Annotated in this window: 12 protein-coding genes and 1 tRNA gene; 10 read left to right on the top strand and 3 right to left on the bottom strand. The window is 68.9% G+C overall.

The features are described 5' to 3' along the window. Positions 1 to 59: 59 nt before the first annotated feature. Entirely contained in the window at positions 60 to 839 is a 780-nt protein-coding gene (locus tag KA419_07300) for an RsmE family RNA methyltransferase (GenBank protein ID MBP7865740.1), read from the bottom strand. An 8-nt stretch (positions 840 to 847) separates the two neighbouring features. Further along, positions 848 to 1,921 carry an NADH-quinone oxidoreductase subunit H gene (locus KA419_07295; protein ID MBP7865739.1) on the bottom strand — a complete coding sequence of 358 codons (1,074 nt, stop codon included), beginning with the start codon at positions 1,919 to 1,921 and terminating at the stop codon, positions 848 to 850. A gap of 754 nt (positions 1,922 to 2,675) precedes the next feature. Between KA419_07295 and uvsE the strand changes: the two genes are divergently transcribed. From uvsE to KA419_07265, 6 genes are all read left to right on the top strand, one after another. Next, positions 2,676 to 3,557 carry a UV DNA damage repair endonuclease UvsE gene (gene uvsE, locus KA419_07290; GenBank protein MBP7865738.1) on the top strand — a complete coding sequence of 294 codons (882 nt, stop codon included), beginning with the start codon at positions 2,676 to 2,678 and terminating at the stop codon, positions 3,555 to 3,557. A 706-nt stretch (positions 3,558 to 4,263) separates the two neighbouring features. Continuing rightward, positions 4,264 to 4,842, top strand: coding sequence for a hypothetical protein (locus KA419_07285; protein ID MBP7865737.1), 579 nt, complete (start codon positions 4,264 to 4,266; stop codon positions 4,840 to 4,842). 321 nt (positions 4,843 to 5,163) lie between these two features. Continuing rightward, a complete protein-coding gene (locus KA419_07280; protein MBP7865736.1) occupies positions 5,164 to 6,123 on the top strand; it encodes a L,D-transpeptidase in 960 nt (319 codons plus the stop codon). Continuing rightward, complete coding sequence (locus KA419_07275; GenBank protein MBP7865735.1) at positions 6,120 to 6,788, top strand: L,D-transpeptidase; 669 nt, start codon at positions 6,120 to 6,122, stop codon at positions 6,786 to 6,788. Before KA419_07280 ends, KA419_07275 begins: the two co-directional genes overlap by 4 nt. Positions 6,789 to 6,797: 9 nt before the next feature. Next, a complete protein-coding gene (locus KA419_07270) occupies positions 6,798 to 7,469 on the top strand; it encodes a hypothetical protein (protein ID MBP7865734.1) in 672 nt (223 codons plus the stop codon). Between the two features lie 443 nt (positions 7,470 to 7,912). After that, positions 7,913 to 8,065 (top strand): hypothetical protein, encoded by a 153-nt coding sequence (locus KA419_07265; GenBank protein MBP7865733.1) that lies wholly within the window; start codon positions 7,913 to 7,915, stop codon positions 8,063 to 8,065. 798 nt (positions 8,066 to 8,863) lie between these two features. On the opposite strand, the gene KA419_07260 is transcribed toward KA419_07265, so the two are convergent. Continuing rightward, positions 8,864 to 9,874, bottom strand: a complete 1,011-nt coding sequence (locus KA419_07260; protein MBP7865732.1) for a diguanylate cyclase — start codon at positions 9,872 to 9,874, stop codon at positions 8,864 to 8,866. A gap of 261 nt (positions 9,875 to 10,135) precedes the next feature. Between KA419_07260 and selD the strand changes: the two genes are divergently transcribed. The 4 genes from selD to KA419_07240 all read left to right on the top strand — a co-directional run bounded on the left by selD (position 10,136) and on the right by KA419_07240 (position 13,319). Continuing rightward, positions 10,136 to 11,113, top strand: a complete 978-nt coding sequence (gene selD / locus KA419_07255; GenBank protein ID MBP7865731.1) for a selenide, water dikinase SelD — start codon at positions 10,136 to 10,138, stop codon at positions 11,111 to 11,113. A 30-nt stretch (positions 11,114 to 11,143) separates the two neighbouring features. Then, positions 11,144 to 11,386, top strand: coding sequence for a hypothetical protein (locus KA419_07250; GenBank protein ID MBP7865730.1), 243 nt, complete (start codon positions 11,144 to 11,146; stop codon positions 11,384 to 11,386). Positions 11,387 to 11,411: 25 nt separating this feature from the next. Beyond that, a complete protein-coding gene (locus tag KA419_07245; GenBank protein ID MBP7865729.1) occupies positions 11,412 to 12,638 on the top strand; it encodes a metallophosphoesterase in 1,227 nt (408 codons plus the stop codon). A 605-nt stretch (positions 12,639 to 13,243) separates the two neighbouring features. Then, a tRNA-Ala gene (locus KA419_07240) sits at positions 13,244 to 13,319 on the top strand. Positions 13,320 to 13,764: the final 445 nt, after the last annotated feature.

Raw genomic sequence — 13,764 nt, 5'->3', positions numbered from 1 at the left:
ATTATAGCCCAATCCCCCGGCCGCTTGGCAATCCTTTTTTCGAGCCGGCGGCCGCGGCGTCACGCGGGGTCGCCCCCCCCTTCGGGAGGGCGGGCGAGGGCGAGGGACAGGGCGGCCACGAGGGCGGTCTCGGCGCGGAGGACGTGGGGCCAGGGGTGGAGGGCCGCGAACCCGGCCGCCCGGGCTTCCGCGGCTTCGGCTTCCGTCCACCCCCCCTCGGGGCCGACCGCCAGGTCGAGGGTCCGGACCGTCCCCCCCGTCGCCGGCGGGCGCCCCGGCCGCGGCTCGCCCCCGGGCACCGGATCGCCGGGGTGGAAGAACCAGCGGAGGTCCGCCGTGGAGGCGGCGAACCACGCCCGGGCCGGAAGCGGCGGGGCGAGGGTCATGCGGTGAAGGCGGCGGCACTGCTTGAGGCTCTCCAGGGCGATCCGCTCCCAGCGCTCGAGCCGCCGCCGGGCCTGCGCCTCCGCCTCCCGGAGGGAGGTGCGCCCCGCCAGCAGGGGGACGAAGCGCTCACACCCCAGTTCCACGGCCATCCGCACCGCCAGGTCCATGAGTTCCAGGCGGACGACGGCCAGGCCGGCGCTCACCCGGGGCCCCGCCGGGGGCGGCGCGCCCGCGACGGCGGTGACCCGCAGGCGCCCGCCCGCGGGGGAGAGGGAGGCCAGGACGCCCCGGTACAGCCGGCCCTCCCCGTCGAAGCCCTCCACCGCCGCGCCGGGCGCGAGCCGCAGGGTTCGGGACAGGTGGGCGGCGTCCTCGGGGCGCAGGCTCACCTCCCCGCCGGGGGCGCCGGCGGGGACCCAGACGCGGGGGACGTGCCGGGCGGGCCCCGTCACCGCGCCGCTCAGCGGGTGAGGAGGAAGCCCGTCACCATGATGTTGACCAGGGAGACGGGGAGGAGGAACTTCCAGCACAGGTCCATGAGCTGGTCGTAGCGGAAGCGGGGGAGGGTCCAGCGGACCGCCAGCTGGAGCCAGCAGCAGAAGAAAACCTTGAAGCCGTAGGCGAAGACCTGCAGGAGCGTGACCAGCCCGGGGGCGAGGGCGAGGCCGCCGCCCCACGGGAAGGCGAAGCCCTCCCGCCCCAGCCAGGGCAGCTGCCAGCCGCCCAGGAAGAAGTGGGTGGCCAGGGCGCCCACCAGGATCACCTCGATGAAGTCCGTGAGGAAGAACATCCCGAAGCGCATGCTGCTGTACTCGACGAAGTAGCCGATGATCTCCGACTCCCCCTCCGGCAGGTCGAAGGGGGTCCGCTTGCTCTCCGCCACCCCCGCCGTGAGGAAGACCAGGAAGGCCACCGGCTGGAGGAAGATCCCCCAGGACGGGAGGAAGCCCAGCAGCAGCCCCCCCTGGGCCCGGGCGACCTCCTGGAGGTTGAGGGTGCCGTAGACCATGAGCGGGCCCACCAGCGACAGGCCGAGGACCACCTCGTAGGAGAGCATCTGGGCGGCGCCGCGCAGCGACCCCAGGACCGCGTACTTGCTCCGGGAGCTCCACCCCGCCAGGAACACCCCGTAGATGCCGAAGGACAGCAGGGCCAGGACGAAGAGGACCGCCGCGTCGGTGTTCACCACCTGCAGGTCGATCACGCGGTCGCCCAGCCGCAGGACGTCGCCGAAAGGGATGCAGGCGAAGGCCCCCAGGGCGCAGAAGGCCGAGACGAAGGGCGCGACGAGGTGGAAGAAGCGGTGGCCGAAGGCGGGGGTGAAGTCTTCCTTGAGGAACATCTTCAGGGAGTCGGCGATGATGTGAAAGAGCCCCATGCAGCGGAAGCCCAGGACCGTGGCCCGGTTGGCGCCGATGCGGTCCTGCATGAGGGCGCTCTGCTTGCGCTCCATCCAGGTGAGGAGGGCCGCCAGGTTCAGCACGGCGCCGAAGACCACCGCCACCTTGGCCGCCAGGATCGCCCATTCCATCATCGCGCCATCCCCGGGAACCGTTTTGCCGCGAGGCTGAGGGCATGATAACCGGTTCACCGGGGAATGGCAAGAGGGGATGTTGGGGGGAAGACAGAAGGCAGAAGGCTGTAGGCTGTAGGCTGTAGGTCCGGAGGAATTCGCATCGGTATCGGTATCGGTATCGGTATCGCTATCGGTATCGCTATCGGGATCGCTATCGGGATCGCTATCGGGATCGGGGGCGCCTCACGCGCAGCGTCGCTTCCGGTTTTCACTCCGGGGAGTGCGGCGCGAAGGCTTCCGGAGCGCCGCTTTGACCGCGCCGCGCAGGCCGCCGGAGCGGCGCGGCCCGGCGCCCGGTGGCGCACATTTTGCCAGATCCCTGGGGGCTCAACCCTAGTCCGAACGACAAGACGGCGCTCCGGAAGCCTGCGCGCCTTTCGTTTCGGGTTTGATCAAAGCGGCGCTCCGGCGGCCTTCGCGCCGCACTCCACAGCCGGTCGCCCCGCTCCGGCGGCCTTCGCGCCGCACTCCACAGCCGGTTGGCACCCTCCGGCCGCCTCCGCGCCGCACTCCACAGCCGGTCGACCCGCTCCGGCAGCCTCCGCGCCGCACTCCACAGCCGGTCGGCACCCTCCGGCGGCCTCCGCGCCGCACTCCGCGAGGCATTGTCCCCCCCTGGCCGTCCCTTTGGTCCTTTGGGTCCTTTGGGTCCTTTCGTCCCTTTTTCCCCACCTTTCCCCCCTCGGCCGCATCCAAGGCACCGGAGGGCAACGTGCGCATCGGCTACCCCTGCATCAACCGCTCCATCGGCTGCAGCGCCAACCGGACGTTCCGGCTGGCCTCCTGGTCCCCCGACCGCTTCCTGGAGACGGTCGCCGCCAACCTGGACTGCCTGGGGCGCATCCTGTCCTTCAACGCCGCGAACGGGATCCGCTTTTTCCGGGTCACGTCCGACCTGGTGCCCTTCGCCTCCCACCCCGTCTGCGACGTCGACTGGCCGGTACGCCTCGGGGAGGCCTTCGCGACGGCGGGCGCCCTCGCCCGAACCCTGGACGTCCGCCTCGCCATGCACCCCGACCAGTTCGTCGTGATCAACTCCCCGGACCCCGGCGTGCGGGAGCGCAGCACCGCCGAACTCGTCTACCACGCCCGGGCCCTGGACGCCCTCGGCTGCGGGCTCGAGGCGAAAATCCAGATTCACGCGGGCGGGCTCTACGGGGACCGCGGGGCCGCCCTGGACCGCTTCGCCCGGACCTGCGACACGCTCCCCGACGCCGTCCGCCGCCGGCTCGTGGTGGAGAACGACGACCGGCTCTTCCCGCTGGCGGACGGCCTGGAAATCCACCGCCGGACCGGCCTCCCCGTCCTCCTGGACGTCTTCCACCACGCGGTCCTCAACCGGGGCGAACCCCTCCGGGAAGCCCTGGAGGCCGCCGCGGCAACCTGGGGGAAATCCGACGGCGCCCCGATCGTGGACTACAGCTCCCAGGAGCCCGCCCGTCGCCCGGGGACCCACGCACAGACCCTGGACCCGGCCGATTTCACCCGTTTCCTGGCCGTCGCCCGCCCCCTCGACCCGGACGTCATGCTGGAGATCAAGGACAAGGAAAGCAGCGCCCTCGCCGCCCTCGCCCTGCTCCCCCGCACCCCCTGACCCCGCTGGTCCTTGGGTTCCCTTCGCGCCCCGGCGCCTGCGCGACACCCTCTCGACGGCTGCAAGGCCGACGCCATCCCCCGGGTTCCTTCGTACCCTCGTGTTTCTCTTTCCGGAAAGCGCGTGGCTTGCGTTGGGACGATGCCGCACTTCGGCATCAACACCCGGGGGGAAAAAAGAAAGGCGGATCCAGGTCCGCCCGTAAAAGGAGGGGTTATGAATTCGAAGCCACAGTTTAACCGCCCCGCCGGTGCATTTCTGTGGCAATCGTCACCAAACAAACCCTTCTCCGACATTCTCAACCCAATATCCCGGCAAAGGGCTTCGATCGCCGGGGACAGTGGGTCGCCGGACCCGTTTCCGACGGCCTGGAGGCTCCGAGGTTGCCTCCCCGGCGGTCCACTGCCTTGGGATGCGTTTCGCCCGGCCCGGGATTCAACCGGCCGGTTCACCCGCGCTTGCATCTTACCGCAGATTGGGCTTGAATCGCCACCCGGAAAATGATATTTTATTCTGTTTGTGACCGCCCGACCGGCCTGCCGCTCTTTACGACCCGGACGAACCCGCACCCGACCGACGCCCCCCGACGTGCCTTCCAGCCGCCAGTCTGCGGCCGTGTCCCGACACCCGGGGCCGACGTCCGGCCCGGGGCGGCCCCCCGGGGGCGGGACCGATCGAGGCTAAATCCATTTCGAGGAGAAGAACCATGAAGAACCTGATGCTGCTGACCGCCGTCGCGATGATCCTGGTCCTGGGCGCCTGCGCCGCCCAGCCGCCCAAGGAGAAGATCGAGGCCGCCCAGAAGGCCCTGAAGGAAGCCAAGGACGCCGGCGCCGAGACCTACGCCGCCGAATCCTTCAAGCCCATGGCCGACAAGAACACCGCCATGGAGGCCGCGCTGACCGAGAAGAAGTACGACGAGGTGGAGAAGCTGGCCGACGAGATCAAGGCCCTCTCCCCCACGATCGTCGCCGACGCCCAGAAGGGCAAGGACAAGGCCAAGGCCGACGCCCAGGCCGCCGTTGACGCCGCCAACACCGCCGTGACCGCCGCCGAGGAAGCCTTGGCGAAGGCCCCGACCGGCAAGGGGAGCGCCGCGGACCTGGCCGCCATGAAGGGCGACGTGGACGCCGCCAAGAAGTCCGTGGCCGAGGCCCAGGCGGCCTGGGACGGCGGTCGTTACAGCGACGCCCTGACCACCGCCAACGCCGCCAAGCAGACCGCCGACAAGGTGGCCGCGGACGTCCAGGCCGCCATCGACATGAAGGCCGGCGCCAGGAAGTAACCCCCCCCGACGGACTCCGGGCCGGCCGGCTGGCCGGCCCATTTTTTTAACCCCGACATGAGTTCGACCCTTCAAACCGCCGTTCCCCCGGCCCCGCCGGGCGCCGTCCGGGCGGCCGCACCGCCCCGGAAACGGGCGCGACGGCTGCGCAAAACCGCGGCCGCCCTCGTGCTGGGCCTCCTGGCCGGGCTCGTCCTCCCGGCGGTCCTCGACCGGCGCTGGGTCGCACCCGGGCGAGCGGACCTGTCAGCCCTTCGAACCCGGTACCACCAGGACCTCGGTCGCGAGGCCGTCCGGCTTCTCCCCGAGGCCTCCCGGGCCATGGGGTCCGTCCTGGACGCCGTCGCCGCGGAGTGGGACCGCCAGGACGACCGGCTGCCCCCCCTGCGGGACTACCGCTACCTGAAAAACCTCCTGGACGACGCCCGGGCCGCCCTGGACCACTTCGAGGCCAACCTCGCCGCCCGGCGGCTGAGGGAGTCGGCCGAGGCGGCCCGGCGGACCGGTGTCCTCGAGGCGGGCATCGCCGCGGCCCGCCGAAGCGCCCGGGGGGTCTCGGAGATCGACGTCCGGCGAGACCTGGCGTCCGCCGAGATCCGGGCCCGGGAAGCCCGGTCCTACCTCGGGCGAATGGACTTCCCCACCGCCCTCCGGAAGGCCGCGGAAGGGGAGGACCGGGTCGCGTCCGCGAACCGGCGGACCGGCGAGGTCCGCTCCCACTTCACCTCGGCGGACAACCTCGCCGCGTGGAAGCGCCGGGTCGCCGCGGGGATCGCCGCCAGCCGCGGCGGACGGACGTCCCTCGTCGTACTGAAGGCGAAGCACCGGCTCGACGTTTACCAGGACGGGCGAAAGCTCCGGTCCTTCCCGGTGGAGCTCGGGGGCCGCCCGATCCTCCCGAAGCTCCGCGAGGGCGACCGGGCCACGCCCGAGGGGAGCTACCAGGTGGTGGAGAAACTCGGGAAGGGCCGCACCGTCTACACCCTCGCCCTCAAGCTGAACTACCCCAACGCCGAGGACCGGGCGCGGTTCGAGGACCTGCGCCGCCGGGGCGCCCTCCCCCCCACGGCACGGATCGGCGGCCTCATCGAGATCCACGGAAAGGGGGGGCGGGGTTTCGACTGGACACTGGGCTGCGTCGCCCTCCGGGACGCGGACATGGCCTGGCTCTTCGACCGGGTGCCCCGGGGTTGCCCGGTGGTCATCGTGGGAAGCGACGGCTCAGAACCGGGGGAAACAGCGCCCGAACGGTCGGCAGCGAAAAAAAGGAGCGTGAAATGAACCGATGGATCGAAGCGGTCCTGGCCCGACGCCAGCAGATCGTGAAGTGGGCGGTCCGGGTCGCGGTGGCGGTCCTGGCGCTCTGGCTGGTCTGGACCGGCACCGGTTACCGGTACCGGCCGCTGTCCGACGACGAGATCCGGCGCGGCCTCGCCCCGGTCTCGGGAGACGGGGTGCCCGGGCCGGACCAGGCCGCGAAGGTCCTGGCGAAAGTCCGCCCCCGCGGCCTTTTCATCGTCATCGACCGCTACGAGAACCGCCTCTGGCTCCGGGACGGTGACAAGGTCCTGCTGGACGCCGTCATCTCCGCCGGGGCGGGTTCCCGCCTGGAGAACCCGGCCAAGAAGGAGGACTGGGTCTTCGAGACCCCCATCGGCCGGTTCAGCGTCACGGGCAAGCGCCGGAACCCGGTATGGACGGCCCCGGACTGGGAGTTCGTCGAGACCGGCCAACCCATCCCCTCCAACTACGGCGAGCGCGTCCAGACCGGCATGCTCGGCGAGTACGCCCTGGACCTGAACACCCCGGGCTACATGATTCACGGGACGCTCTACACCCGCCTGCTGGGACGCAACGTCAGCCACGGGTGCATCCGGGTGGGCCGGGACGACCTCCGGGTCCTGTGGAAGCTGGTGCCCCCCGGGACGCCGGTCTTCATCTACTAGGGGGAGAACATGAGCACGAATCACGCTGCACCGTCGATGGTCTTCGTCGCGGCCCTGCTCCTGGCGGCGGCCTGCGGGGGAAAAGCCACCCCCCCGGCCGGCGCCGGCGGCGCGACGGACGTGGACCGCCTCCGGGCGGCCCTGGCCGACTCGGGAACGTTCTACCTCGAACTCCGGCTCGGTGAGAAGGCCCTCCACCTCTGCCACTCCGGGGTCAGCCTCCGGCGCTACCCGGTGAAGGGCCTGGCCGTCGGGTCGCCGAAGTTCCTCTTCATCCCCCGCGCCACCCCGCCTGCCTGGGTCAACCGGGTCTGGCGACACGGGACGTTCCACCCCGCCCGGGTCGTGAACCGCGTCCGGATCATCCCGGGCGACGAGAAGACCCGCCCCACGCCCGACACGCCCGGCGTCCTGCCCCCGACGCTCCAGGAACTGACCCCCGTCGCACCCCTCTGGCGACTCCGCTTCGAGGGGGGGCTCGGGCTGCAGTTCGCCCTGTCGGGGAAGGTCCCGGGGGCCGAGGGGACCGACCGCTGGGGGACCGGCTGGCGGGAGTTCATGGAGGGGGCCTGGATGCGCGAGGCGGTCCCGGTCCAGGTCCGCCTCGAGATGGACGCGGCGGACGGGGCTTCCCTCTACCGCTCGAGCCCCGACGCCCCCGACCTCCTCGTGACGGAGTGAGCCTGACCCGCGCCCAGTCAGCCCCGCGCCCAGTCAGAGCCCCGCGCGCCCAGTCAGAGCCGCGCGCGTCAGCAAGCGGCCCGTTTCCGTCAGACCCGCGCCCAGTCAGAGCCGCGCGCGTCAGCAAGCGGCCCGTTTCCGTCAACCCCTCGCCCAGTCAGAGCCGCGCGCGTCAGCAAGCGGCCTGTCTCCGTCAAACCCGCGCCCAGTCAGAGCCGCGCGCGTCAGCAAGCGGCCTGTCTCCGTCAACCCCTCGCCCAGTCAGAGCCGCGCTCGTCAGCAAGCGGCCTGTCTCCGTCAAACCCGCGCCCAGTCAACCCCGCGCGCGTCAGCAAGCGGCCCAAAGCCCATATCTCACGCCGCCCGCATCCGGCAGGGTCCCCCCCTCCCCCTGCGGCGCGGCCGGGGCGGCAACCCGACCCCGGGACCCGGAGGCATAGCAATTGAAACGGTGGCACCAACTCCTGGAACGTGCGCGCAAGCGGCGGGACGCCCTCCGCAACTTCTCCCTCCGCCAGCTGTGGGGCCTGTGGTTCCTGGCGGCCCTGCTGCTGCTGTGGCTTGCGATGAAGAGGGGCTGTGGCTATAGGCTGTAGGCTGTAGGTCCGGAGGGTTTCCCCTCGGGGTCGACATCGGAATCGGTATCGCAATCGCAGTCGAAAGGTCGATAGGCTGAAGGCTGTTAGTCCCTACGAAGTAAGATCTTTGGCAAAATGAGCAAGATTTGAGATCATCGGTGGGCTCCCACCGCTTTCAGAGCGGGGAAACCCGATGCGGGGACGGAGGAGGGAATCCCGGCAGCGTCGTCCGGCATGCCCCGGGGCTAAAATGCCCCACTGGTGCTGATCCGGTTCCGGAATCGACGTATCCGGTCTCTCGCAAAGACGCCAGGACGCAAAGCCTCGCAAAGGAATCCCCCTTTTCCGGTTCCGGCTTTGCGAGGCTTTGCGTCTTTGCGCCTTTGCGAGAGGTAAAGACCGCCAGTTTTTTTTCTGGAGCGTCCGTATGATCCGTGTCCATCCGTGTTCATCCGTGGTTTCTCTCCGGTTTATCCGGGTTGGGCTGTAGGTCGGAACGGATTTTATCCGGGTCGGAATCGGAATCGGTATCGCAATCGAAAAGGGGTTCAGGCGCTTTAGCGGCTGCGTTTTACCAGCATGCTGTCGTTCTCGGTTGCCTTCCAGACCACTTTTACCGGGCGAGGGCCCGGGAAAAGCCGAGTACCCATAGCGTAAAATCGTTGCCAAAACGCGCAGGATCGTGGGGCCGATCGATCGAAAGCATCAGCTGGAGAAGAATCCGCGGCCCCTGCCGTCTTCCTTTGCGAACCTGGCGCCTTGGCGAGCGCCGATCCGGATCTGGATCTCGCCAAGGCGCTAAGCTCGCGAAGAAAGTCAATCCTCGTCGTCGGGCATGGGCCGGGCCCCGATGGGGGGCGGGGTCTCCTCGTCCAGCCCCATGGGGGTGACCAGGACGTAGGACCGGTCGGGGAACTCCCGGAAGAGCACGGTCCGGTTCCGGCCGCTCTCCTTGGCCTTGTACATGGCCTCGTCGCTCCGGGCGATGAGCTCGGCGGGGGTCTTCATGGAGGGGCTCTTCTCGGCGATGCCGATGCTCACCGTGACGTGGATCCGGTCGCCCTTGCGGGAGAGGTACTCGTGGTTGGCCACGAGCTTCCGGACCTTCTCGGCGACGTAGATGGCCTGGAGGGCGGTCGTGTCCTGCAGGATGACGATGAACTCCTCCCCGCCGTACCGGCAGGCCAGGTCCGAGGACCGCAGGTTCGAGAGCAGGAGCCGGCCGAACTCCGACAGGACGTCGCTCCCCGTCAGGTGGTCGTAGGTGTCGTTGACCAGCTTGAAGTGGTCCAGGTCCAGGAAGAGGATGGTGAGCGGGTGGTACTGCTTCCGGGCCTTGAAGGCCAGCTCGAGGTGGTTGAGAAGGTACTTCCGGTTGTACAGGCTGGTCAGGTCGTCGAAGGTGATGAGGTGGTAGACCATGTCGTGGAATTCGCTCTCGTCGGTGTCGGCGAATTCGAACTTCATGGCGGTGTTGCCGACGCGGATCTTGTCGCCGTTGGCCAGGCGCTTCTTGAGGACCCGGTCGCCGTTGACGTAGGTCCCGTTGGAACTCTGGAGGTCGATGAGGGTGACGTGGGAGGGGTTGACCTCCAGCAGGAAGTGCTTCCGCGACACGGTCTTGTCGTTGAGGCGGATGTTCGCGTTCGACCCCCGGCCCACCGAGACCGCGCTGGTGGTGAGCTTGTAGACTTGGCCGCTGTCGTTTCCGTCGATGATGATCAGGGACGGGATCTTCTCCAGCGCCCGGAGCTTCTCGTCCAGGTCGCTGGTCAGGATGATCTGGGTGGTCTCGTCCGTTTCGTGTGGGTTGCGATGTCGTTCCATTGCCCGCTACCGGCCCGCGAAGGTCCTCTACCGAAGTCCCTTCGTCCTTCCCTTCAACGTGTTGTGTCGCGGCTCCCGAGAACGCGAGGGACTGGTTGACTCATTATAACGGAATTCCATCATTGCCGACAAGTCAAAATATCATTTTCCCCTTGTGCCCGGGTACGGGGGAAAAGATAATGGGCAGCTGCGGGAGGTGACGACATGGATGAGAGAACGCGACTGACCGGGCTCGTCCGCTGCGCGGGTTGAGCGTCCAAGATGGGCCCGGCGGAGCTGGGCCGGCTCCTGGAGGGCATCGGCGGACACCGCGATGCCCGGTTGCTGGTAGGGTACGAGACCTCCGACGACGCGGCGGTCTTCGAGATCGCCCCGGGCTTGCTCGTGGTCCAGACCCTGGACTTCTTCACCCCGGTGGTGGACGACCCCCGGACCTTCGGGCGCATCGCCGCCGCCAACGCCCTCTCCGACGTCTACGCCATGGGCGCGGTGCCCCTGTCGGCCCTGAACATCGTCTGCTTCCCCCGCGGCCTCGACCCGGAGATCCTGGGGAAGATCCTCGCGGGGGGCGCGGAGAAGGCGGCGGAGGCGCGGGTCGCCATCGCCGGGGGGCACACCGTGGACGACCCGGAGCCCAAGTACGGTCTCTCGGTCATCGGGACGGTATCCCGGGAAGCCCTACTGACGAACCGCACGGCCCGGGAGGGCGACGTGCTGGTCCTGACCAAGCCGCTGGGGATCGGCGTCCTGACCACCGCCTTCAAGCGGGGGGACATCGGCGAGGCGGAACTGGGGCCGGCCGTGGAGGTCATGGAGCAGCTGAACGCCGAGGCGTCGCGGCTCATGACCCGCCACGGCGCCCACGCCTGCACCGACGTCACGGGCTTCGGGATGCTGGGGCACCTGTGGGAGATGGCGTCCGCTTCCGGCCTCGGGGCCGAGGTCCGCGCGGAGGCGGTCCCCGTCCTGCCCGAGGCGCTCCCCTTCTGCGCCGCCGGCCGGCTCCCCGGCGGCAGCTTCGCCAACCAGGACCACCTGAAGGACGCTGTGCGCGCGGCGCACGGCGTCGAGGCGGCCCGGCTGAACGCCCTCTTCGACGCCCAGACCTCCGGGGGGCTCCTGGTCGCCCTGGACGCGGACCGCGCCGAGGCCTTCGTGGCAGAGCTCCGCGCCGAGCACCCGTGGGCCGCCGTCGTGGGGCGGTTCACCCGGACGGGCGGCATCCGCGTCCTCCCCTGACGCGATCGCAAGAGCAAGGAGAAGAAGACCATGACCGACGACATCCTGAGCGACGAGATCCTGATGGACCTGGACGAGCCGGGCGGCGTCGCCAAGATCTGCCCGATCCTCAACGCCAAGTGCTTAAAGTCCAAGTGCGCCTGGCACGTGCGGGACTGGAACGAGGAGCGGAACCGCTACAACACCGACTGCGCCCTCGTCCTGATCGCCATCGGCGTCAACGACGAGTCCCTCTTCCGCTTGAGAGGGCGGAACCCGTCCCAGGCCGTCTGACCCCCCGGACCGGGACCGACCCTCCATGGACCTCGCCGGACAAGTGCTGGTTCGATGCATCGCCGCCATGCTGGCGCTGTGCGGGGTGCTCTACCTCCGCGACACCCTCCGGGTGCAGTGGTCGGGCCCGGCCGGCCGCCGGGTGGTGATGGCGGCGGCGGTCTGGGCCGCGGTGGCCGTCCTCCCCCCCCTGATGATCGTCGTGGCCGGCTTCAGGGGTTTCGTCCCCTTGCGCAGCATCCCGGAAGGACCTGCCATCTTCCTCCAGATGTGGAATTTCGCCCTGGTCTGTTACGGGGTGGCCCGGGTGTCGGCCAAGGGGGTCGAACTCCTCCGGAGCGCCTTCCGGGGGCTCGCCCGCGCGACGCCCCCGCCGAAGGGGCCCCCTGGCGACCCTCCCGACCCGGCCCCGCCGGTCCCCCTCCCCGGGCCCCGCCGCCCGGCGGGGTGGTCCCGGCTGGCCGCCGTGCCCCTGGTCGCCGCGCTCTTCACCACCTACGCCCTCGTCACCCGCCACGACCTGGCGGTGACGCCGCTGGTGATTCAGACCGGCCGCTCCCCCGACGGCGCCCGCGTGCGCATCGCCCACATCACCGACCTCCACCTGGGGCAGTTCTTCGGCGTAGAGTCCCTGCGCTTCTACCTGGGGGAGGTGAAGAAGCTCCAGCCGGACCTGGTGGCCGTGACGGGGGACCTCATCAACTCGGACAACGCGTTCTTCCGGGAGGCCGTCCCGCTCTTTCGCGACCTCGCCGCCACGGCGCCCGTCTACGCCTGCCTGGGAAACCACGACAACATCGACAACCCCGCGGAGTTCCGCCGTCTGGCCCGGGACGCGGGGATCCGGCTCCTGGTGAACCAGCGGGAAACCCTGGCGGTCCGGAGCGTCGAGGTGGAGATCGCCGGTCTGGCCTACGCCTACCGGGACTCTGCCACCCCGGGCTTGTTGCAGAAGACCTACCGGGGCGAGCGCCGCGGGCGCTTCTCGGTGCTCCTGGCCCACAACCCCCGGGTCTTCGACGCCGCCGGGGGCCTGGGGATCGACCTGGTCCTCTCGGGGCACACCCACGGGGGGCAGATCGTCTTCCGGCGCGGCATCAACGCCGGCAGCCTCATCGACCCCTTCTTCCCCTACTCCCGGGGCCACTACACCCGCCGGGGCCTCCACCTCTACGTCAACAGCGGCCTGGGGAGCTGGTTCCCCTTCCGCGTCAACTGCCCGCCGGAGATCACCCTCGTCGAGCTGCGGTAGCTGGGACCGTGGAGGTTTCGCGGAGGGGCGGCGAGGAACGCTCGGTTTCGCGGCGTGCAGCGGGGCAGATGCGCCCGAGGGGCCGCTGCCGCTCACGGACGAACTCGGGTTTCCCCTGCATCGAAGGGCTGATTCCCGGAATTTCCGGCCCTCCCCCGCTGCCCCCCTTTTCCCGCTCCCCCTCTGGTTCCCGCTGCTCTTGTTCCCGCTGCCCCCTCACCACAGAGCCCCCCCTGATTCTGGTCGCCCCTGACTTCCTCATCTCCGTCCTTTCGGTCCTCTCCGTCCTTTTGGTCCTTTATGTCCTTTTGGTCCTTTCGTCCTTTCCGATCGCTGTCGAGCGATGACTCCCCGGCCTTTCCCCTGCCCCACCGACCGCCCGGCCGCCACGATCGACGGATTCGTAAGAGCCGGTAATCGCACGCGAATAGAGTGGCAACCCCTCTTTTGACCTCGGCCGAAGCGCGATGAACTGTCGACGAGCGCATCACGATTGTTCAGGCCCTGAAAAAAATCCTCTTGACAGGAACCCTCCCGGCGCGTATATTGCGCCTCTTCGCGCGACCCGGACGGGCATCGCCCCCCGGCGCGTCCTTTGAAAACACGGGGCTATAGCTCAGTTGGAAGAGCACCTGACTGGCAGTCAGGGGGTCAGGAGTTCAAGTCTCCTTAGCTCCACCAGATAAAAATCCCGGCTTGCGCCGGGATTTTTCTTTTCCCCCCTTTGGTTTCCCCCGCCACGATCGGAATCGTAATCGGTATCGCCATCGTAATCGGTTTCGCTGCTATGATCAACGTTTGTCAAGGCCAAAATCAACCATTGAAACTGTTAGAACGTCTATCCATGACACGCTGCTATTCGATCCTGCGGAATAATCCGCAGATCATTCTTCCTTTTCGGAAAGGGGAGCGGACCAAACTATCGCGTCGTGATCGGTATCGTTTCCATCATCCCCTTCCGCCGAAGCCGGGTCCGTACCCGAGATCTCCCGGGCAGTCTATAATGCTCCCCAGAATCTGGACAGAGGGTTAAGTTAAAATTCGAGGGCAGGAAGTCAAGAAAGGAGCGAGCAAGATGGGAGGAGTGAGACGGCGGCACAGTCCGGAGTTCAAGGCGAAAGTGGCG

The sequence above is a fragment of the Acidobacteriota bacterium genome (assembly GCA_018001935.1).
Classification (GTDB): domain Bacteria; phylum Acidobacteriota; class JAAYUB01; order JAAYUB01; family JAAYUB01; genus JAGNHB01.
The sequence above is the reverse complement of the archived record's forward strand: the minus strand, read 5'-3'. Positions and strand labels throughout refer to the sequence as shown.

What these genes read in the sequence shown, in the direction of transcription:
- KA419_07285 (MBP7865737.1), top strand. Translation starts at nt 4,264, where the DNA reads ATGAAGAACCTGATGCTGCTGACCGCCGTCGCGATGATCCTGGTCCTG.
- KA419_07270 (MBP7865734.1), top strand. Translation starts at nt 6,798, where the DNA reads ATGAGCACGAATCACGCTGCACCGTCGATGGTCTTCGTCGCGGCCCTG.
- KA419_07260 (MBP7865732.1), bottom strand. Translation starts at nt 9,874, where the DNA reads ATGGAACGACATCGCAACCCACACGAAACGGACGAGACCACCCAGATC.
- KA419_07250 (MBP7865730.1), top strand. Translation starts at nt 11,144, where the DNA reads ATGACCGACGACATCCTGAGCGACGAGATCCTGATGGACCTGGACGAG.
- selD (MBP7865731.1), top strand. Translation starts at nt 10,136, where the DNA reads ATGGGCCCGGCGGAGCTGGGCCGGCTCCTGGAGGGCATCGGCGGACAC.
- KA419_07275 (MBP7865735.1), top strand. Translation starts at nt 6,120, where the DNA reads ATGAACCGATGGATCGAAGCGGTCCTGGCCCGACGCCAGCAGATCGTG.
- KA419_07280 (MBP7865736.1), top strand. Translation starts at nt 5,164, where the DNA reads ATGGGGTCCGTCCTGGACGCCGTCGCCGCGGAGTGGGACCGCCAGGAC.
- KA419_07245 (MBP7865729.1), top strand. Translation starts at nt 11,412, where the DNA reads ATGGACCTCGCCGGACAAGTGCTGGTTCGATGCATCGCCGCCATGCTG.
- KA419_07295 (MBP7865739.1), bottom strand. Translation starts at nt 1,921, where the DNA reads ATGATGGAATGGGCGATCCTGGCGGCCAAGGTGGCGGTGGTCTTCGGC.